We start from the raw sequence: 19,783 nt of genomic DNA, 5'->3' as shown, positions 1-19,783 counted from the left end.
ATAAACGAGGCCGGTTCCAGCGTGACCTTCCCCGCGACCCAGACGGCCGGCGGCGCATCCGTTCCGGGGCAGACCCCCGGCCCCTCCGGCCAGAACCCGGGCGACGACCTCATCGAACTCCTCTTCTTCGCCTATCGCGATTTCGTCGGCGATCCGGACCGCATCCTGGCGCAATACGGGTTCGGCCGGGCGCACCACCGGGTGCTGCATTTCGTCGATCGCTATCCGGGCCTCACCATCGCCGAACTCCTCGATATCCTGCGGATCACGAAGCAGAGCCTGAATCGGGTGCTCAAGGACCTCATCGAGCAGGATTACATCGTGCAGAAGACCGGTACGAGCGACCGGCGCCAGCGGCTGCTGTTCTGCACCGACCGGGGCACGGCCCTGGCCGGCGACCTCATCCGCGTGCAGACCCACCGGGTGCGGCGGGCGCTCGCCGATCCGGCCGCCGAATCCCCGGACGGCAACCCGGATGGCGGCGCCATCTCGGCCCAGAACTTCCTCCTGGCCATGATCGAGCCCGAGGAGCGCGCGGCCGTGCGCCGCCTCATGGCCCGCCGCGCCCGGAGTGCCGCCTGATGTCCCTGCCCGGCCTCAAGGCGAGCGTCGAACTGCCCGACCACGCCCCCCATGTCCTCGTGGTCGACGACGACCGGCGGGTGCGCGAACTCCTCACCCGTTTCCTCTACGAGCAGGGGTTCCGCGTCACCGCCGCCGCCAACGTCGCCGAGGCGCGCGCGAAGGCCCAGTGCTTCGTGTTCGACGCCCTGGTCCTCGACGTGATGATGCCGGGCGAGAGTGGGTTCGATTACGCCCGGCAGGTCCGCGAGACCTCGCGGGTGCCGATCCTCATGCTCACCGCCCGCTCCAATCCCAACGACCGGGTGATGGGCCTCGAAATCGGCGCCGACGACTACCTGCCCAAACCCTTCGAGCCGCGCGAACTCATCTTACGCCTCAACAACATCATCAAGCGGCGCAACGAGGGCGCGTCCCCGCGCGAGCCCGGCCTCGAGACCGTGACCTTCGGGCCGTTCTCCTTCCGGATCGACCGGGGTGAATTGCGCCGGGCCGACGAGACCATCCGCATCACTGAGCGCGAGCGCGAGATCCTCACGGTTCTCGCCCAGGCGGGCGGCGCCAATGTCGAGCGCGAGGCGCTGGCGGGCGCCGGGGGCCTGGCGGCCGAGCGCAGCATCGACGTCCAGATCAACCGCCTGCGCCGCAAGACCGAGGTCGATCCGGCCAACCCCCTGTTCCTGCAGACCGTGCGGGGCGTCGGGTACCGCCTCGCCGTCGATTGACCGGTGTGCCGAAGGCGTCCCGCCCCCAGCGCCTGCTCGCGGCCTTGGCGCGCCTGCCGCCGCCGCGCCGCCTGTGGCGGCTCCTCAGCCGCGCCATCGGCGACGTGCTGCCGAAGGGCCTCTACGCGCGCTCGCTCATCATCATCATCGCCCCGGTGGTGCTGCTGCAATCGGTCATCGCCTACACCTTCATGGAGCGGCACTGGCAGCTCGTCACCCGGCGCCTGTCTGCCGCCGTCACGGCGGACGTCGCCGCCCTCATCGACATCTACGAGAGCTACCCCCAGGACAAGGACGCCGAGACCCTCACGCGCATCGCCGGCACCCGGCTCAATCTCGACCTCGACATCCTGAAGGGCGCCACCCTCCCCGCCGCCGGTCCGCGCCCGTTCTTCTCGATCCTCGACGAGGCCCTGTCGGACGAGATCAAGCGCCAGATCGGTCGGCCGTACTGGATCGACACGGTGGGCCGGTCCAGCCTCATCGAGATCCGGGTCGCGATTCCCGACGGGGTGATGCGGGTGACGGCGCGGCGCAGCATGGCCTACGCCTCGAACTCGCACATCTTCCTGCTCTGGATGAGCGGTTCGTCCCTGGTGCTGCTCGGTGTCGCGATCCTGTTCCTGCGCAACCAGATCAAGCCGATCCTGCGGCTGGCCGCCGTCGCCGAGAGCTTCGGCAAGGGCCGCGAGATCGAGTTTCGGCCGCGCGGCGCCCGCGAGGTCCGCCAGGCCGGCCATGCCTTCATCGAGATGAAGCGCCGCATCGAGCGGGCGATGGAACAGCGCACCACCATGCTCAACGGGGTGAGCCACGATCTGCGCACCATCATCACCCGGTTCAAGCTCACCCTGGCGCTCATCGACCAGACGGCGGACGCGGAAGACCTGCAGCGCGACGTCGACGAGATGAGCCGGATGCTGGAAGCCTACCTCGCCTTCGCGCGGGGCGATTCCGGTGAGGTGGCGGTGCCCACCGACATGCGCGCCCTCCTGGAGGACCTGCGCACCGATGTCGAACGCCTCGGCGCCCATGTCGAGGCCGTCGAAATCGACGGCGAGGCGCGCGTGACCCTGCGGCCCGACGCCATCCGCCGCTGCCTGTTCAACCTCGCGGCCAACGCCGCCCGCTACGGCGACACCGTCGCGGTGGTGGGGCGCCGCGAGGCCCGCGCCTTCCTGGTCTCCATCGACGATGACGGACCGGGCATCCCGGCCGACCAGCGCGAGGAGGTGTTCAAGCCGTTCGTGCGCCTCGACGACGCCCGACAGGATGCGGGCGGCTCGGGTCTCGGCCTCGCCATCGCCCGCGACATCGCCCGGGCGCATGGCGGCGATGTCAGCCTGCACGATTCGCCCCTCGGGGGCGTGCGCGCCACGGTGCGGATTCCGGCCTGATCACGACCTTGGCGGGGCGCCGTCGGGAGTGCTATGGAGGCGGATCACCATTCCACGGGCCGGTGCGCCCCGACTTGAGGCTGAGTGCATGAACCCGCTGATCCCCCTCCTGACCCTGCTGCTCCTGCCGATCTCCGCCATCGGCCTGCTGCTCTACACGGATGCGGGCATCGAGCCGGCCCTGTTCTACGCCACCGTGAAGACCTTCGTGGTGCTGTTCATCCTGGCCGGCGGCCTCTGCTACGGCGCCAGCCGCCTCGCCGAGCGCGCCTGACGCCTTCGATCGTTTCGATCCGCGTGGACGGCCCGAACCCCTGGTTCGGGCCGTTTTCGTTTGGATGGACGAAAATCGGATCAGCGCGGGCCCCTCTCCCCGCAGGCGGGGCGAGGAATGCGCGCCGGCGTGATGATCTCCCGCGCCACGATCCGTTCTACGGGCGCTCGGAGCGGGCTTCGCGCAGGTCCGCGCTCATGCCGCCGCATCGGGCAGGCGAAAGCCCTCGATCCCCTGGCGCTCCGGATTGATGGCGGCCAGCGCCCGTTTGGCCGCCTCCAGGGGGTGCTCGGATTCGATGCGGACGCCCTTCAGGTCCGGGCTCTTGTAGACGGTGACGATGGTGTCCATCACCTCGGTGAGCGTCGTGCGCTTGTCCTCCGGCGCGGCGATGAGGAGTTGCAGGCCCCACGCCTGGTAGAGATCGACGAGGGCCTGGGAGTTGCGCACGTCGAGCTTCGAGAACGCCTCGTCGAGGAGGCAGAGGCCGAGGCCCGGATTCTCGTCGCCGGGGCGGTCGCCGGGATAATAGGCCGAGGCCAGGGAGGCCGCGATGGCGACGTAGAACGGCGCCTGCGCCTCGCCGCCCGACCCGCGCAGGGCCCGGTTCGACATGGTGGTGCGGTTGCCCGAGGCATCGCGCATGCCGATCTCGTAGACGAAGTAGTTGCGATAATCGGCGAGCCGCGCCGCGCTCTCCTCCCCGGCGATGAGGGCCGAGATCTCCTCGATGGCGGCGGCGAGCGGCCCCTCCGCCGTCGCGCCCTGCTCCGGCAGCACCGCCTGCGCCGCGTCGGGCGAGCGCGCCACTTCCGTGGCCAGGGCATGCACGGCGGCGTAGCGGCGGTCCACGGCGGCCTCGAACGCATAGGTCTGGCCCGTGAAGGTCTGGCTCGACAGGCGCTCGTTGAGGGCGTCGAGGCGGGCGCGGACCCGCTCGAACTTGTCGGCGAGGCGGGTGAGCAGATCCTCGGTCATGAGGCGGCGCATCTCGCCCTCGGCCCGCACGGCCTGGTCGCGGTAGCGGCGCAATTCGTGGCCCGCCACCTCGTCGTAGGCGCGGCGGGTCCAGCCGTAGCCGAACGAGGCCGGGGCGTCGCCGCGCCCGAGGGGATTGTCGATCCGCCACTGCACGCAATACTCGGCGAGGTCGCGCTCGGCGGTGCGCCCCTGCGTCCGTGCGGTCTCGCTCGCCTCGCGGGCGGCGCCGCGGGCCGCACTCGCGGCGGCGGCGAGGGCCTTGGCGTCGAGGCCGGCGAGGTCGGCCCGGGCTTTCGCCACGGCGCGCGGGTCGAACCCTTCCGGGCGCACCAGCCGGATGCGGACGGTGTCGCCGCCGACCCAGCGGGCATGGGCGGTGCGGCGCGCGGCCAGGGCGGCGCGGGCCGCCTCGCGGGACGACGCCACCTTGGCCTTCAGGCCGGCTTCCTCGCCCAGCAGGGCGTCGCGTTTGGGTTCCAACACCTGCACGAGTTCGGTGAGGTAGGCCGAGCGTTCCTTGGCGAGTTCCTTCAGTTCGGCCTCGATGGCGCCGGTATCGGCCTTTTCGACGGTTTCCCGCTCGGTGGCGAGGGAGCGGCGGCGGCCCTCCAGGCCGTCGCACTCGGCCCGCAGACCGGGGAGGTCGATGGCCGCGTCCGCGATGCGACCCTTGAGCCCGGCGGCGATGCGGGCGGCCTCGCGTAGCACTCCGGCCTCGCCGCGCAGGCGCCGGGCTTCGGCCACGGCCCGCTCCATGGCCTCGCGGCCCTCTTGGGTCGGACCACGGCTGCCCCGGGTCATCATGAGTTGGACGGGCCGCACCACCGAATAGGCCATGCCGGAGGTCGAGCGGCCGCTCGGCGCCACGGCGCGGCTCATGCGGGACAGGGCGGCATCGTCGGGCGCGAGGTCGTAGCCGCCCAGCCGCGCGGCGAGGAACGCCTCGGCATGGGGATCGCGGGTCTCGATCATGGCCAGCGGCCCGTCGTCGTAGCGTCCGCCGCCCCGGCGCCGCGCCGTGTCGGTCGTCTTCACGAGGAGGCAGCGGTAGAACTGCGCCTTGCGGGCTTCGAGATGGGCGAAGGCCTGGTTCAGCTGGTCGGGCTGCACCACAAGGGCCTCGCGGGCGGCGCCCAGCAGACCTTCCAGGGCGAGGCCCCATTTCGGCTCGACGATCTCGGCGAGTTCGCAGATCGGCACGGCCTCGATGTCGAGGCGGGCGAGTTCGTCACGGAACGCCGCGACGTCGGACGACAGGCGCGGCCCCTTGACGGCCCCGCTCCCGGCGAAGGGCGCCGACAGGGCCTGCGCCTCGGTCTCGGCGGCCCGTGCCCGCAGGGCCATGTCCTCGGCCGCGGTGTCGAGGGGGCCGGCGATGTCGGGCAGGTTCTGCAGGCCCGACACCAGGGCCGCGAGGGGACCATCGGGGCGCAAAACCTCCTCGGGCGGCGCCTCGCGGCGCAGGCCGGCGCGGGCACAGGCCTCGACGAAACGGGCGGCGGCCGGATCGATGCGGCGGATCTCGCCGATGACGGCGGAGAGGCGGGCGACGTCGAGGATCAGGCCGACGAGGCCGGTGACGCGCAGGGTCAGGTCGCGCCGGTCGCGGTTGAGCATGGCGAGCCCGGCATCGGAGGCGGCGAGCCGCCCCTGGGCCGCGGTGCCGGCCATGAGGGCCTTCTTTTCGGCGATCTCACCGTCGATGTCGCGCACGAAGCCCTGGCTGGTCGCGACACTCTCGCGGGCGATGCGCAGGCGTTCGGCCACATCGGCGAGGCCCGTGCGGGCGCCCGTGTACTCGACGATGCGGCGGCGCAGATCCGCGCTCGCCGCCCGCAACTCGTCGAGGGCGGCCGACAGGCTGGCCTCCGCCCAGGCTTCGTAGCGGGCGAGGATCCGGCCGAGATGGCCGAGCCGCCGCTCCAGTTCCTCGATGGTCTCCAGGAGCCGGCGCCAGTTCTCCACGGATTGGCGGATGCGGGCGACATCCAGGGGCTCGGGTTCGAGCACGAAGGAGCGCACGAAGGCGGAGGAATCGAAGATCGGCTTGAACGCCACGGCGTTGGCGAAGGTGCGCAGGAAGTGGCGGGGTTCGGGTACGGGCGCGCCCTCGCGCAGGAGCCCGAGCACTTCGGCCGTGAAGCGCTCGCCCGAGGCGCGGAACTCCTCGAAGGTCTCGGAGCGGATGCGCAGATCCTTGGCGATCTCGGCCCAGGGCGCGACGAAGCTGCCTTCCGGGGTCTCGCGCACGTAATCGGCGATCTCGAAGCGGTGGCCGGTGCAGACGAAGCGCGACAGGGTGGTCTCGCGGCTGTCCTCGGCCCGGGCGCTAAGCGCCAGCCCCACGGAGACGACCCGGCCCGAGACCTCGTTCTCGAACACCAGGACGATGAGGGTCTCGCAGGCCTCGCGGGTCGGGCGCCCGCCTTCGGCCGGGTCGCTGATCCAGCCGAGGCAATAGTCGCGCACCGTGCGGGCGGAGCGGCCCGAGGCCGAGGCGTTCAGGGCCAGCCGGCTGGCGTTGTTGCCGGCCAGCACCGTGCCGACGGCATCGAAGATCGTCGATTTGCCCGCACCCGTCGGCCCGACGAGGGCCGTCGCGCCGCGAATGCGAATCTGTTCGCGCCGGATCAGGTACCAGTTCGAGAGGACGATGTCGGTGAGGCGATACACGAAAGCTTGGCGGTTCTGTCACGCTGTGAGGGGTCGTTGGGTCCTCGCTCGCATGGGCGGGGGCCGCGAGGCAAGCCGTGCGGCCCGGTCAGTCGGCGTCATCCCCGGCCGAGGCCCAGGCGCGGACATGCTCCATCCAGGCGTCCGGCGACAGCACGGCGATGCCAGGCAGCACCATCAGGGGGGTGAGCTTTTCGGTCTTGTCGCGCTCGCCCAAACGCACGGCCCCTTTGCGCGAAAACAGCCGCAGGATCTCCAGCAGGCGGGTCTCCTCCGGCGGATCGCTGCGGGTCGCGGTGCGGATCGATTCGGCGAGATCGTCCGTGGTGCATTCCACCACCCCGTCCGTAGTCACCCGGTGATCCCGCAGACCTTCCTCGTAGGCGAGGCGCAGGGCGAGCAGCACCAGGGTCTCGTCCTTGCGCAGGCGCTCGGCCTGCGCATCGTGGCGCACCCCGTCGGGGGGCACTTTCAGGAACACCATCTGATCGCGGTGCGACACCTCGAAGGCATAGCCGAGGCAGGCGAAGTAACCCTGGAAGAACGGAGCGTAATGCCGGGCGAGGTCGTAGGTGCGGCCGATGCCGGGGGTGGCGGAATAGACGCACTGGTTCTTGAGCAGCACCTGCAGGGCGCGGGTCAGCTCCTCCTCCGAGGGCGCGCGGGCACCGGGCGGCGGCGGCTCGTCGCCGTCGACGATGGCGCGGAAGGGTTCGAGCATGACGGGTTCCGGGACGCGAACGAAGCGCGGTGTCTAGCCGTCCGGGCGCCGGGGCGCCAACCGGATTCGGGAATCGCCTCCCGTCTCGCTTGTAGCGCAGGTCCCCTCTCCTGGGAGGAGAGGGGGGACCGGTGCGCTTCACGCCGACCGATGGAGTCCTGCCGGAGCCCGATTCAGGCGGCGCTCGCCGTCTCCGCCCGGAACAGGGACAGACACTTGGTGTCCCGGTGCATGCTCAGGATCGACGCCCGGTCGAGGGACGGGTTGGCGGCGAGCACCCGGCGGACCTCGGCCACGATGCTGTCGTAGCGCTCGGCATCGTAGTTCGGCTCCAGGGGACTCACGGCGATGTAGGTCTCCACCACGAGGACGCGCTCGCTGCGCTCACGCCCGACCTCGACGGCGACCCAGGCGGATTTGATCAGACACTTGCCGGACACCATGGCGAACCTCCCGACGCCGCCGCTCTTCCTCTCGGGCGGGTCGATCTCAGGATGAGCCCTGTTGTCCACGCTGCCAAGTGCAGTCTTCACAAAGCAGACGACCGTCCAAAGCGCATCGAATATTGCGTTGCAGCAATCAGCGAACGCGCTCGATGAGAAAATCCGGGCAATCGAGCCAGCCATTGGCGACCCGGCCCTCGACGCGGGCGAGGCGGTAGCGGCTCCCGAGGCTGCCGTCGAACAGCACGTCGATCTCGCGCAGGCGCTGGAACACCACGAAGGCGTCGACATCGGTGATCGGGATCTGCGAGCCCCGCAAGGTGCCCTTGCGGCCGAGCCGTTCCTCGACGAAATCCGACATCCGGTCGGGGGTGACGGCGACCCGGTGGCGGAACGCGTCCTTGGCGGCGATGAAGGCCTCGATCACCGGGTCGAGGAAGATTTCCGGCAGGGGCTCGAAATCCATCGGTGGCCGCTTGAAGCGCGGCGCGTAGAGTTGCGCCGGGCCGATGGGCGGGCGCAGGAGCGAGACGCCGGGCGCCGGCATGTCTTCGAGGGCGTCGTCGGCGCCCGCGACGGCGCGCAGGGCCGCCGCCGTCCGCTCGATGCGGTCGGAATCGCGGTGATCCATGTAGCGCAAGGCCGCCGCGATCCGCCGCTCCAGACGGGCGACGATGTCGGCGACGGCATCGAGATGGCGGTCGAGTCCCTCGAAGATCGCCAGGATCTCGGCGAGATCGGCACGCACGGCCCGCTCGGCGGCCTCGACGTCGGGCGCCCGGCCCTCGCGCAGGCCGGCTTCGGCAAGCGCCCGCAGGGTCAAGGGATCGCGCAAGGCCCGCCCCGCCTCGCGGACGATGCCGGAGCGGAAGCGGAACGGATTGAGGCGGGTGTGCAGCGTGCGGTAGTCGCTGACGATGTGGCGGGCCACGAACTCGTCGAAATAGAGCCGGAAGGCGGCGCGCTGGTCCTCCTGGGCCAGGATGCGCGCCTCGATCTTGCGCATGGAGCCGGCCAGCGTCCTGAGATGGCTGAGGAAGGCCCGCGAGGATTTGGCGGCGTTGACCAGGGCCTCCGACCGGTCGGCCGGGTTGGCGATGGCGCTTTCCAGGCTGCCGAGGACGTCGAGCACCGCGCCGCCGTACGAGCGGGTCTCGCCCCGGTCGAGGCGGGCGAGTTCTTCGATGAGGATGCGGGCTTCGGGATCGAAATCCACCACCGGCACGTAGCGCTCGCGCCGCTCCACCAGCCAGCCGGCATCGAGGAGGCGGCGGTAGACGGCCGAGCGGCGCTCGATGGGATCGACGGGCGTGGTCTCGTCGTCGGCGATCTCGCCTTGCGCGAAATCAGCGGAGAAATCGCCGATGGCGGCCAGCAGCTCGGTCTTGCGCAGGGGCTCGGCCGTGTCGCCGAACACCCGGGTGTGCAGGTGCAGCAGCAGCACCGCGTTGAAGGCGCGGCTCGGGGAGGCCAGGGGCCGGAACAGGTCGTCGGAGAGGCGGGTGAACAGCACGGCGGGAGGTCAGCCCATCCCTACGCTCCGTGTCAACCGAGACCGCGGTTTCGGGCGGGATGGCGCGGGAGATGGGCAGACCAGGCAACCACTCGCCGCGCCACGCTTTAGCTTATCCGATCGTCGACCGCGTGCCGACGCAACCGGGGCCATCGGGCCCCGAGGACAACCATCACGGGGGAGCCCATGTCGACGCCGGATCATCGCGAGTCCCGCCCCGAGCCCATCGCGCCCCGCCCGCCCGAACTCGTCACGCCGTGGCGAACGGAGGCCCGCGCCGCCCTCCAGGCGGAGGCCCGCGCCTTCGCCCGCGACGTGGTGATGCCCATCGCCGACGAACTCGACCGGCAGAAGGCCGAGATGCCGCGCAGCCTCATCGACGCCATGGCGAAGAAGGGCTGGTTCGGCATCACCATTCCGAAGGAGCATGGCGGCCTCGGCCTCGGGGTGTTCGAATATTGCCTCGTCTCGGAGGAGCTGGCGCGGGCGTGGCTCTCCGTCGCCAGCATCCTGGCGCGGGGCCAGGGCCTCGGCACCCAGGTGCTCGACGACGACCGCCGGGCCGACTTACTGGCCCGTTCGGCCCGAGGCGAATGGATCGGCAGTATCGCGCTGTCGGAGCCCACGGCCGGCTCCGACCTCGCGGGGGTCCAGACGCGTGCGGTGCGCGAGGGCGACACCTGGGTGCTCACGGGCACCAAGCGCTGGGCGGGCTTCGCTCAAGGAGCCGACTTCATCGAGGTCCTGGCCCGCACCCGCGACCCGGAGCCCGGCGAATCCCGCTCCGCCGGACTGGAGCCGTTCCTCGTGGTCAAGGAGCCCGGCACCTTCCCGGAGGGCATGACCGGCACGGTCATCGACAAGATCGGTTACCACGGCTTCCTCACCTTCGAGCTCGCCCTCGATGGTGTGCGCGTGCCCGAAAGCGACCGGCTGACGGGGCTCTACGGCGACCAGGGGGCGGATGCCGATGCCGGTGGCTTCGCGTCTGTGCAGCGCGGCCTCAACATCGCCCGCGTCCACACGGCGGCCCGTGCGGTGGGCGTCGCCCGGGCGGCGGTGGAGGATTGCCAGCTCTACCTTCAGGAGCGCGAGCAGTTCGGCCACCCCATCGGTGATTTCCAGGCCCTGCGTTTCGCGCTCGCCGACATGGCCGCCGAGGTGACGCAGGCCCGCGCGTTCTGGCAGCAGACCGCGCATCTCCTCGATGACGGCGCGGCGGCCGAGAGCGAATCCGCCATGGTCAAGCTGCTCGCCACCGAGATGGCCGTGCGGGTGACGAACCAGGCGATGCAGCTCCACGGCGGCAACGGCTACACCACGGAGCGCCGGGTCGAGCGCTACTGGCGCGACGCCCGCCTCACCACGATCTTCGAGGGCACGAGCGAGATCCAGCGCCGCATCGTCAGCGACCGGATGCTGCCGCGACCGTGAGTGGGGATGGGGGAAGCGATCCCCCTCTCCTTCGGGAGGGGGACCAGCATTCTTCGATCGAAAGATCAGCCCTTCCACCCCTTCAGGGCGGCGAAGGGGCTGCTCGACGGATCGGGCGCGGGCGGGTTGAGGATCGGCTCCACCTGGGCGATGGCATCGGCCAGCGAGAAGGCCGAGCCCGTGGGCAGCTTGCCGCCGGCTGCGTCCTTGTGGCCGCCGCCCCGGAACTTGCGGGCGCCCTCCAGGGCGGTCTCGTCGTTGGAGCGGAACGACATGTTGCCCGTGCGCTGGACGTTGAGGACGCGTTTGGCCTTGCCCGCATCCATGATGAGGTCCGACACCCGCTGGAACGTGCCGGAATCGAGGCCGAAGGACAGATAGGTGCCGTCCGAGAGCGGCTGGAACAGGTCCGAGCGGGCGAGCACCCGGGCCAAGCGCATCCGGGTGGTGAGGCGGGGATCGTCCGTCGCGTCGTCGGCGAGATAGCGGTTCACGATGGCGGTGCGGATGCCCCCCACCCCGGCTTCGAGTTCGGCGGGCGAGGCGCCCTCGCGCAGGCGCCCCGCCAGGGCGACTAGGAGGTCGCTCACGAAGCGGTCGTGCCACGCGTGGCCGATGGGAACGAGGTTCGAGACGTTGTCCCAGAACACCTCGTCGAGGGCGTGGCCGCCTGCAAAAGTCGGCCGGTCCTTGCGCCAGAGGTCGACGGCGTCCACCGCCTCCACCAGGGCCAGCAGGTCGGCGTCGCCCTCCGTGGCGTCCGAGGCGTAGAGGGCCCGGCGGTGATAGGCGAGCTTCGTGGCGCAACGGCCCTCGTCGATGAGGACGGTGATGGCTGGGTCGTCGAGGTCGAAGCGCGACACGCTCGGGTCGTCGGCCTCGGCCACCGGCTCGAGGTTCTGCTCGCGCAGGCGGTCGATGGAGGAGGCGTGGTGGTCGAGGACGATGAGGCGGTGACGCTCCTCAACGGCCCGGCCCCGGTTCATCGTGGCGAAGTTGCGGATGAAGGTGACCGCTACGGGTTCGAGCCCGAGATCCGTGAGGATCAGGGTCTCGGGCTTGCGGGTGCGGCCGAGGCGCTTCAGCTCGACCTCGACCACGGGGCCGACATCGCTGTAGCGCGGCACGTGGATGATGCGGGAGACGGGCACGAAGCGCCCGACGATGGTCGAGGCGCCGTAGCCGTCGAGGTCGTGGTGGGTGATCTGGGTGACGGTCACGGCGGGTCCTCGGACGGAATCAGGGGCCGCTTATGCCGCAGTTCCGGGTTCGCCGCGACCCGGGATCACGAGGTCTGCTTGCGGGCGACCACGGCGCCGGCGAACAGCAGGGCGGCGCCCGCCGCGATGAGGCTGATCATGAGGAGGCGGCGGGGCTGCTGAGCGGATTCCGCCTTCACGGGCGGGACGATCATGCTGAAGAACTCCACCTGGCGGGCGGCGATGATGCGGGCGCGCTCATAGGCCGAGAGCACCTTGGCGAAGTATTTCTCGGCTTCGTCGCGCTCTTCCTCCAGGGCTTCGAACTTGGTCAGGGCATCGGCCAGCACCCGGCGCTGCTCCGGGTCCTGGCTGGCCGACTGGTTCTCGATGCGCGCGATGGCGTCGTCGAGGTCCTTGATCTGTGATTTCAGGTCGATGATGCGGCGGGATTCGGGGCCGAGGTCGCGCTGGCCGAGGTTGAGCTGGACCGCGAGATTGATGCGGGCTGTGCGCAATTCACCGATCACCTTCAGGTTCGCGTCGTTGGTCTTCTTCGCATCGAGCACGCCCTCGCGGTTGCGCAGGGTCGCCATGGCGAGGCGGATCTTCGTCATCCGCTCCTCGGCGAGCTTCAATTCACGGGCGCTCTCGGCCACGGCGTCCTCGCGGGCGCGGTTGCTGATGGAATTCACCATGCGCTCGCTCTCCTTCAGGATCGCCTGGGTGATGGCCAGGGATTCCGCCGGATCGAACGCGTCGACCGTGAGGGTGATGATGCCGGACCCGCTCTCGATCTTCGTGGCCACCCGCTCGTGCCAGTAGCGCACGAAGCGCTCGATGGGCTTGTCGCGATCGAAGCGGGAGAGGTAGTCGATCCCGTCGCGCGAGAACATGTCGCGAAGGGGCAGTTCCTTCTCCAGGGTTTCGATGAGGGGCCGGCTGTGGATGTAATTCACCGTCACCAGACTGTCCTGGGCCACCATCTGGTTGACGACGCCCTTGGTGGTGCCGACCTGATCCGACGAGGCCTTCTCCGCGGCACCGAGCGCCGGCCGGAGGGCGAAGCGCGTCTCGGTGACGTAGCGGTCCGACGCGATGAGGCCGTAATAGAGGCCGCCCAGCAAGGTCGGCAGCACGAAGCAGAGCACGAACAGGATCGGGATCACCGGATCCGACTTCACGTGGCTCTGGTAGGAGCGGATGCCCTTCTTGCGGTCGGCGAAGCGGGAGACGCGGGCGACCTGGCGCAGGGATTCCGCGACGGCGTTCGAGCGGTCGGCCGTGGTGATGGGCTGGCCGGTGGGATTGCGGATCTCGACGCTCATGAGCCTTCAGCCACTGGTTCCGTTCGGGCGGCCGCCATCCGCCGTCCTTAGCCCCATCCGACACCGGAACGGCGAAAGCATGTCCGACCCCGCCGTCAGGCGTTGAGGCGGCGATAGACCTCGATGGCGTCGTTGACGTCCTCGTACAGGATAGCGCGCCCGTTGATGAGCACGATGCCCTGCTGGCACCAGGTGCGGATCGTCTCCATGCCGTGCGAGACCATGATGACGTTGGAATTGACCCGCCGGGCCGCGAAGGCGTCCTCGCAGCGCTTCTGGAAACGGGCGTCGCCCACCGCCGTCACCTCGTCGATGAGGTAGGTGTCGAACGGGATCGCCATGCTCATGCCGAAGGCGAGGCGCGAGCCCATGCCGGACGAGTAGGTTCGGATCGGCACGTCGAGGTAGCTGCCGAGCTCCGAAAAATCCTCGACGAATTCGAGCACCTTCTTCGGGTCCTCGCCGTAGATGCGGGCGACGAAGATGACGTTGTCCCGCCCGGTCATCTGCGGGTGGAAGCCGCCGCCGAAGCCGAGGGGCCACGACACCCGCATGGTCCGCTGGACGCGCCCCCGCGACGGCGCCTCCGTGCCGGCGATGAGGCGCATCATCGTCGACTTGCCGGCCCCGTTGATGCCCAGGATGCCGTAGCTCACGTTGGGTTTCAGCGTGAACGACACGCGTTCGAGGATCGTGCGGCGGTGGCCGTCCGTCCGGTAGATCTTGGTGACGTTGTCGAAGCGGATCACGGTCGGGATGCGGCTCCAGGCCCGGAGCACGCGCCGGGCCTCGGACCCCTGCCGCCCGAAAGCGGCGAATCTGAGGATGTCGCCCCGCCCGGGCCGGGCACCGTGGTTCCCGGGTGACAGGGGGCGGGTCACGACGGAAATCGTGACATTCCCGCGACGAACCGCGCGATCACGCCTTGCACCCCGCCCGGGCCCCTTGTACAGCGTGCCACCCGCGCTGATCGCGGCGACACGAAAGGCCCCCGGGATCAACCACCCGGCACGCCGTCGGTCGCGATGCGGGCCCGGAGGGGTGGCCGAGTGGTTGAAGGCGCACGCCTGGAAAGTGTGTATACCGGAAACGGTATCGCGGGTTCGAATCCCGCTCCCTCCGCCAGAGACCTATAAATTCCTTTTGATAAAAGTTTTTGCGCTCGATCCCAATCCACGTGCTGACATTGTGTCACCGTGGCTCCTGGGAGCGAAGCTAACGGTGCGCCGTGCCGAGTGTCTGCAATGCCGCCGGGGTCGCTGGTACGTCCGCTTGCGGGTGCCAGCCCATCTCGTGGCTGCCGTAGGCCAACAGCACCTCGTCAGAGCACTCGACACCGCGAGCGACGCTGGATCGCGCTCTCATTGCGATGGGAGTGGATCGGCGCGCAGACCGTTTTTCCCTTGAAACCCGTTGAGCCCTATGCCCCTCTACTGCTTCACCATCCCCATCGACGACCAGACTCCGCATGACCCCGCGTTCCGCTCCTTACGCGACGCGGACGCGGCCTATGACGAAGCCAAGCGGCTTGCCCAAGACATCTGGGCGGCGAGCGGGGATCGGCGGCTGATGCGGGCCGTGGTGGTCGTCACCGATGCGGACGGGGAGATCGTCCTCGAATTTCCGTTCACGGAGGCCATCACGGCGCCCTGAAACGACAACGGCGCCGATGGCGAGGAGCCACGGCGCCGGTCGGGTCGTCGATTGCGAAAACAATCAGTCGAGGCGGGAGGCCTCGGGGCTGGTGGCGCGGATGGTTTCGGGCAGGGCCGCGAAATCGGCGTAGCCGGCCTCGCGCGCCATGGCGTCGAGGGCCGAGACGGCGTCGGTGGCGCTGCCGGTCCACAGGACCGCGCCGTTGGTCTTCTGCTTGATCTGGAAGATGCTCATCGGGGTCATCCAGGCGTGAAGGATCGGTTGACAATTGAACGCACCGGCCCGGCCGAAGTTGCGCTATGGCGCCGTGAAACGTTGAGCAACGCCTTGAAGAGGCCGGTCTCGCGCGGCACCCCTCGACGCCGCCCGCGCGCGATCGACGGTCGGGGCGCTCGACGAACCACGGACCCGACCGCTCAGGCGCGCGCGACACCTCTTTCGGATCTTCGCCGCCGCCCCGTGGCCGTGGGACAGGCCCTGCCCCCGCCCTCCCCCAACGCCCCGATGGGGGGCGCGCCGCGTATCGCGGTGGAGTGAGTCTTTGGCGAGTTTCGATCGATCGCTCCGGATCGACGTGGCGCGACCGGCTCCCTCTCCGTCCGGGCGAAAGGACCCGCGCTTGCGAGGGACGGCGTGGCTCACGCCAAGGTGTTTCGCGTTGTCGAGGCCCCTCACTGCGCCCAGGGTGCGGCCGAGAGCGCGCGGGCGAGATACTCCGCCAGTGCCGTGACGCGGGCGGGGCGCGGGTCGCCCGGCGGCGTCACGAGGTGGAGGGCGATGGGTGGCGGCGACCAGCCCGGCAGCACCCGCTCCAGGCGTCCCATGGCGAGGTCGTCCCACAGCATGAAGTCCGGCTGCACGGCGAGGCCGAGCCCGGCGCGCAGCGCCGGCGCCAGGGCGTCGGCGTTGTTCGCCCGCAGCGGCCCGCCGGGAACCGCCACGGCCTCGGTGCCGTCCGGGGCGAGGAAGCGCCAGCGGTCGGGGCTCGGCAGGTAGGCGTAGCCGAGGCAGGCGTGATGGGCGAGGTCGCGCGGGTGCGCCGGCCGGCCATGGGCGGCGAGGTAGGCGGGCGCGGCGACGAGGGAGCGGTGGACGGTGCAGAGGCGCCGGGCGCGTAAGGACGAATCCGGCAGGGCCGCGATGCGCAGGCCGAGATCGAACCCGCCGCCGATGAGGTCGATCACCGCGTCGCTCAGATGCAGGTCGATGGTTAGGCCCGGATGCGCGGCGAGGAAATCCGGCAGCAGGGGCGCGACATGCATCACCCCGAACGACATCGGGGCGGCGAGGCGCACCCGGCCGCGCGGGGCCGCCGCGCCGGCGCTGGCTTGCGTCTCCGCCGCCTCGCCCTCCGCGAGCAACCGCGCCGCCGCGTCCCGGGCGGCGAGGCCGGCTTCCGTCAGGGCCAGCCGGCGCGAGGTGCGGTGGAACAGGCGGGCGCCGATGCGGGCCTCGAGCCGCGCCACGGCCTTCGAGACCGTGCCGGGCGAGACCGCGAGATCCCGCGCCGCCTGCCCGAACGAACCGGACTCGGCCACCTTGGCGAACACGCCCCAAGCCTCGAAATCGGGGAGCTTCATGTGCATTCCGGAAACGATGTCTTTCCATCGTTTCCGTTTTCTGGCGCGTCGGCAAGGGCCATGTTGGCGTCAACAGAAGGAGACACCGCCATGGCTCAGCAAAGCACCACGCGGCACGGCCTGCATCACGTCACCGCCTTTTCCGGTTCGGCTGCGCGCAACCGCGATTTCTACACCCGCATCCTCGGCCTGCGGCTGGTGAAGAAGACCGTCAATTTCGACGATCCGGGCACCTACCACCTCTATTACGGCGACGAGACCGGGCGGCCCGGCACCATCCTGACGTTCTTCCCCATCCCCCATGCCGCCCCCGGCCGGGTCGGCGTCGGCGAGACGGGCGAGACGGCGTTCCGGGTGCCCCGCGCCGCCATCGGCTGGTGGGTGCAGCGCCTCGTCGAGGCCGGTATCGCCCACGACGCCCCCGTCGCGGTGATGGGCGAGCCCACGCTCCGCCTGCGCGATCCCGACGGGACGCTCCTCGCCCTCGTGGGCGTCGCCGAGGCCGGCGAGGCCCCGGCCCGGACGGGCGGCGACGTGCCGGCCGAGCACGCCATCCGGGGTCTGCACGGCGTCACCCTGGTGCTGGGCGAGGCGGAGCCCACGGCCGCTATCCTCACGGACGTCCTCGGCTTCACCGAGGTGGCGCGGGAGGGCAACAAGGTTCGCTACGCGAGCGGCGCGACCGAGGGCGGATTCGTGACCCTGCGGGCGGTCGGCGAGGTTCCGCAGGGCCGCCAGGGGGCGGGCTCCGTCCATCACATCGCCTTCCGGGCGGCGGACGACGGGGCGCAGGCGGCGATGGTCGAGGCGCTCACCGCGCGGCACGGCCTCGCCGTCACCGAGCAGCGCGACCGGGCCTATTTCCGCTCGGTCTACTTTCGCGAGCCCGGCGGCGTCCTGTTCGAGATCGCCACCGATGGTCCCGGCTTTTCCGTGGACGAGGCCGATCTCGGTGCCAGTCTGAAGCTCCCCGCCGGCCTGGAGCCGCACCGCGCGCGGATCGAGGCGACGCTGCCGGCCCTCGCGTGAGGTGAATGCCGTCCGATCACGTCGCGATGTCCGTCGCTCTGGCGGCAGGGGACGTACATCGCGGGTCCCCTCTCCTGAGAGGTGTCGGAGTACGGTCGCGGCCTTCCGATCCGTCGCGACCAAACTGTCCCGTTCCTTCGCCTCGGCCGGCTTCCGGCCGGGCGCCCTTGACCGCGTTACCCGGAGAAGCGTCATGACCGCCCTCGCCTTCGTCCACCGCCTCGAGCCGGCGACGGCCTCGAACCACCCGCCCCTGCTCCTCCTCCACGGCACCGGCGGCGACGAATCCGATCTCCTGCCCCTCGGCCGCACCGTGGCGCCGGGGGCGGCCCTGCTGTCGCCGCGCGGCGGCGTCCTCGAAAACGGGATGCCGCGCTTCTTCCGTCGCCTCGCCGAGGGCGTGTTCGACGAGGACGACCTGCGCCGCCGCGCCGCCGATCTGGCGCGCTTCGTGGGCGACGCGCGGGCGGCCTACGGACTCCCCGCCCCCGTGGCCCTCGGCTTCTCCAACGGCGCCAACATCGCCGCCGCCCTGCTCCTGCTGCATCCGGGCGTCCTGGCCGGCGCCGCGCTCCTGCGCCCGATGCGGCCCCTGGCCGATCCGCCGGGGCCGGATCTGACGGAGACCCCCGTCCTGATGCTGTCGGGTGCCCTCGACCCCATCGTGCCGGAGGCGAATGCCCGTGGCTTGGCCGAGACGTTCCGCGCGGCCGGCGCCCGCGTTACCCACACGGTGCTGCCCACCGGGCACGGCCTGTCCCAGGCCGACGTGACGGCGGTTGAAGCCTGGCTCGGCCCTCTCGCAGCGGCGTGAAGCGGGCATGTGCCAAGCGGGAGGAGCGCGGTTGAGGCCGCCCCCTCCCGCATGCTAGGCGCCGCTCAGAGAAGCCCGCATCGCAAAAAGAGTCCGAGGCGCCCATGATCCCCCGTTACAGCCGCCCCGAGATGACCGCGATCTGGTCGCCCGAGACCCGGTTCAAGATCTGGTTCGAGATCGAGGCCCACGCCACCACGGCGTTGGCCGATCTCGGCGTCGTGCCCAAGGCCGCCGCCGACACCATCTGGGAGAAGGGCCGCGACGCGGTGTTCGACGTCGCGCGCATCGACGCCATCGAGGCCGTGACGAAGCACGACGTCATCGCCTTCCTCACGCATCTCGCCGAGATCGTCGGCCCCGAGGCCCGCTTCGTCCACCAGGGCATGACCTCGTCGGACGTGCTGGACACCTGCCTCAACGTGCAGCTCGTGCGCGCCGCCGACCTCCTCATCAAGGATGTCGACGCCTTGCTCGCCGCCCTCAAGCGCCGGGCCTTCGAGCACAAGATGACGCCGACCATCGGCCGTTCGCACGGCATCCATGCCGAGCCCGTCACCTTCGGGCTGAAGCTCGCCCAGGCCTATGCCGAGTTCGAGCGCAACCGCGCCCGCCTCGTGGCGGCCCGCGAGGAGGTCGCCACCTGTGCCATCTCGGGGGCGGTGGGCACCTTCGCCAACATCGACCCGCGCGTGGAAGAATACGTCGCCAAGGCCATGGGGCTGTCGTCTGAGCCGGTCTCGACCCAGGTGATTCCGCGCGACCGCCACGCCATGTTCTTCGCGACGTTGGGCGTCGTGGCGAGTTCGGTGGAACGCCTCTCCATCGAGGTGCGTCACCTCCAGCGCACGGAAGTGCTGGAAGCGGAAGAGTTCTTCTCGGAGGGGCAGAAGGGCTCCTCGGCCATGCCGCACAAGCGCAACCCCGTGCTCACCGAGAACCTCACGGGCCTCGCCCGCATGGTGCGGTCCTACGCCCTGCCCGCCATGGAGAACGTGGCTCTCTGGCACGAGCGCGACATCTCGCACTCCTCCGTGGAGCGGATGATCGGCCCCGACGCCACCGTGACCCTCGACTTCGCGCTCGGCCGCCTCACCGGTGTCATCGACAAGCTGCTGATCTATCCCGAGCAGATGCAGCGCAACCTCGACAAGCTCGGCGGCCTCGTCCACTCGCAGCGGGTGCTCCTGGCGCTGACCCAGGCCGGCGTGTCCCGCGAGGACGCCTACCGCCTGGTCCAGCGCAACGCCATGCCGGTTTGGCGCGGCGAGGGCGACTTCCTCACCCTGCTGAAAGCCGATTCCGACGTCACCGCCGCGTTGACGCCCGCCGAGATCGAGGATTGCTTCGACCTCGGTTACCACTTCAAGCACGTCGACACGATTTTCTCGCGCGTCTTCGGGGCGGCCTGAAGGCCGTCGCATAAGTCCTGCG

At 70.4% G+C, this 19,783-nt stretch carries 19 protein-coding genes and 1 tRNA gene; 11 read left to right on the top strand and 9 right to left on the bottom strand.

Annotation, left to right across the window (positions count from 1 at the left end; all coding sequences use genetic code 11):
• Window positions 1–21: 21 nt before the first annotated feature.
• From BM249_RS10605 to BM249_RS10590, 4 genes are all read left to right on the top strand, one after another.
• Window positions 22–582, top strand: a complete 561-nt coding sequence (locus BM249_RS10605) for a MarR family winged helix-turn-helix transcriptional regulator (protein WP_091971710.1) — start codon at window positions 22–24, stop codon at window positions 580–582.
• Window positions 582–1,307, top strand: a complete 726-nt coding sequence (locus tag BM249_RS10600; protein WP_091971708.1) for a response regulator — start codon at window positions 582–584, stop codon at window positions 1,305–1,307. The genes BM249_RS10605 and BM249_RS10600 overlap by 1 nt, the downstream gene beginning before the upstream one ends.
• Before the next feature lie 44 nt (window positions 1,308–1,351).
• Window positions 1,352–2,704: an ATP-binding protein gene (locus tag BM249_RS10595; protein ID WP_425284821.1), complete on the top strand. Its 1,353-nt coding sequence runs from the start codon at window positions 1,352–1,354 to the stop codon at window positions 2,702–2,704.
• An 88-nt stretch (window positions 2,705–2,792) separates the two neighbouring features.
• Complete coding sequence (locus BM249_RS10590; protein ID WP_091971703.1) at window positions 2,793–2,978, top strand: hypothetical protein; 186 nt, start codon at window positions 2,793–2,795, stop codon at window positions 2,976–2,978.
• A 195-nt stretch (window positions 2,979–3,173) separates the two neighbouring features.
• Here the strand turns inward: BM249_RS10590 and BM249_RS10585 are convergent, their stop codons facing one another.
• From BM249_RS10585 to BM249_RS10570, 4 genes are all read right to left on the bottom strand, one after another.
• Window positions 3,174–6,632: an SbcC/MukB-like Walker B domain-containing protein gene (locus tag BM249_RS10585; RefSeq protein WP_091971700.1), complete on the bottom strand. Its 3,459-nt coding sequence runs from the start codon at window positions 6,630–6,632 to the stop codon at window positions 3,174–3,176.
• Window positions 6,633–6,720: 88 nt separating this feature from the next.
• Entirely contained in the window at window positions 6,721–7,353 is a 633-nt protein-coding gene (locus BM249_RS10580; RefSeq protein ID WP_091971697.1) for a DUF4194 domain-containing protein, read from the bottom strand.
• A 173-nt stretch (window positions 7,354–7,526) separates the two neighbouring features.
• Window positions 7,527–7,796, bottom strand: coding sequence for a hypothetical protein (locus BM249_RS10575; protein WP_091971694.1), 270 nt, complete (start codon window positions 7,794–7,796; stop codon window positions 7,527–7,529).
• A 136-nt stretch (window positions 7,797–7,932) separates the two neighbouring features.
• Window positions 7,933–9,309, bottom strand: coding sequence for a Wadjet anti-phage system protein JetA family protein (locus BM249_RS10570; RefSeq protein ID WP_091971692.1), 1,377 nt, complete (start codon window positions 9,307–9,309; stop codon window positions 7,933–7,935).
• Between the two features lie 186 nt (window positions 9,310–9,495).
• Here BM249_RS10570 and BM249_RS10565 point away from each other — a divergent pair, with 186 nt between their 5' ends.
• Window positions 9,496–10,743 carry an acyl-CoA dehydrogenase family protein gene (locus BM249_RS10565; protein ID WP_091971689.1) on the top strand — a complete coding sequence of 416 codons (1,248 nt, stop codon included), beginning with the start codon at window positions 9,496–9,498 and terminating at the stop codon, window positions 10,741–10,743.
• 65 nt (window positions 10,744–10,808) lie between these two features.
• Here the strand turns inward: BM249_RS10565 and BM249_RS10560 are convergent, their stop codons facing one another.
• The 3 genes from BM249_RS10560 to BM249_RS10550 all read right to left on the bottom strand — a co-directional run bounded on the left by BM249_RS10560 (window position 10,809) and on the right by BM249_RS10550 (window position 14,019).
• Window positions 10,809–11,963: a dimethylmenaquinone methyltransferase gene (locus BM249_RS10560; protein WP_091971686.1), complete on the bottom strand. Its 1,155-nt coding sequence runs from the start codon at window positions 11,961–11,963 to the stop codon at window positions 10,809–10,811.
• Between the two features lie 65 nt (window positions 11,964–12,028).
• Window positions 12,029–13,270, bottom strand: coding sequence for a KpsE/RkpR family capsule polysaccharide export protein (locus tag BM249_RS10555; RefSeq protein ID WP_091971683.1), 1,242 nt, complete (start codon window positions 13,268–13,270; stop codon window positions 12,029–12,031).
• 95 nt (window positions 13,271–13,365) lie between these two features.
• Window positions 13,366–14,019, bottom strand: a complete 654-nt coding sequence (locus tag BM249_RS10550; protein WP_091971879.1) for an ABC transporter ATP-binding protein — start codon at window positions 14,017–14,019, stop codon at window positions 13,366–13,368.
• Window positions 14,020–14,305: 286 nt separating this feature from the next.
• Between BM249_RS10550 and BM249_RS10545 the strand changes: the two genes are divergently transcribed.
• The 3 genes from BM249_RS10545 to BM249_RS10540 all read left to right on the top strand — a co-directional run bounded on the left by BM249_RS10545 (window position 14,306) and on the right by BM249_RS10540 (window position 14,923).
• Window positions 14,306–14,395: transfer RNA gene (locus tag BM249_RS10545), tRNA-Ser, on the top strand.
• A gap of 63 nt (window positions 14,396–14,458) precedes the next feature.
• Window positions 14,459–14,677, top strand: a complete 219-nt coding sequence (locus BM249_RS22220; protein WP_425284820.1) for a DUF6538 domain-containing protein — start codon at window positions 14,459–14,461, stop codon at window positions 14,675–14,677.
• Between the two features lie 15 nt (window positions 14,678–14,692).
• The gene (locus BM249_RS10540; protein ID WP_091971681.1) at window positions 14,693–14,923 is read left to right on the top strand and encodes a DUF6894 family protein; all 231 of its coding nucleotides are present in this window, start codon (window positions 14,693–14,695) and stop codon (window positions 14,921–14,923) included.
• A gap of 63 nt (window positions 14,924–14,986) precedes the next feature.
• Here BM249_RS10540 and BM249_RS21670 read toward each other — a convergent pair whose 3' ends face one another.
• Together BM249_RS21670 and BM249_RS10535 are read right to left on the bottom strand one after the other, a co-directional pair.
• Window positions 14,987–15,160, bottom strand: coding sequence for a hypothetical protein (locus BM249_RS21670; RefSeq protein ID WP_177232388.1), 174 nt, complete (start codon window positions 15,158–15,160; stop codon window positions 14,987–14,989).
• A 437-nt stretch (window positions 15,161–15,597) separates the two neighbouring features.
• Window positions 15,598–16,506, bottom strand: coding sequence for a LysR family transcriptional regulator (locus BM249_RS10535; protein WP_091971877.1), 909 nt, complete (start codon window positions 16,504–16,506; stop codon window positions 15,598–15,600).
• Window positions 16,507–16,596: 90 nt separating this feature from the next.
• Here BM249_RS10535 and BM249_RS10530 point away from each other — a divergent pair, with 90 nt between their 5' ends.
• The 3 genes from BM249_RS10530 to purB all read left to right on the top strand — a co-directional run bounded on the left by BM249_RS10530 (window position 16,597) and on the right by purB (window position 19,761).
• On the top strand, window positions 16,597–17,535 hold the full coding sequence (locus tag BM249_RS10530; protein ID WP_091971678.1) for a ring-cleaving dioxygenase: 939 nt from the start codon (window positions 16,597–16,599) through the stop codon (window positions 17,533–17,535).
• Window positions 17,536–17,728: 193 nt separating this feature from the next.
• Window positions 17,729–18,349 (top strand): alpha/beta hydrolase, encoded by a 621-nt coding sequence (locus BM249_RS10525; RefSeq protein ID WP_091971675.1) that lies wholly within the window; start codon window positions 17,729–17,731, stop codon window positions 18,347–18,349.
• 104 nt (window positions 18,350–18,453) lie between these two features.
• Window positions 18,454–19,761, top strand: coding sequence for an adenylosuccinate lyase (gene purB / locus BM249_RS10520; protein ID WP_091971672.1), 1,308 nt, complete (start codon window positions 18,454–18,456; stop codon window positions 19,759–19,761).
• The last annotated feature ends 22 nt before the right edge of the window (window positions 19,762–19,783 follow it).

Origin of the sequence: Methylobacterium gossipiicola (assembly GCF_900113485.1) — a bacterium.
GTDB classification, from domain to species: domain Bacteria; phylum Pseudomonadota; class Alphaproteobacteria; order Rhizobiales; family Beijerinckiaceae; genus Methylobacterium; species Methylobacterium gossipiicola.
The sequence above is the reverse complement of the archived record's forward strand: the minus strand, read 5'-3'. Positions and strand labels throughout refer to the sequence as shown.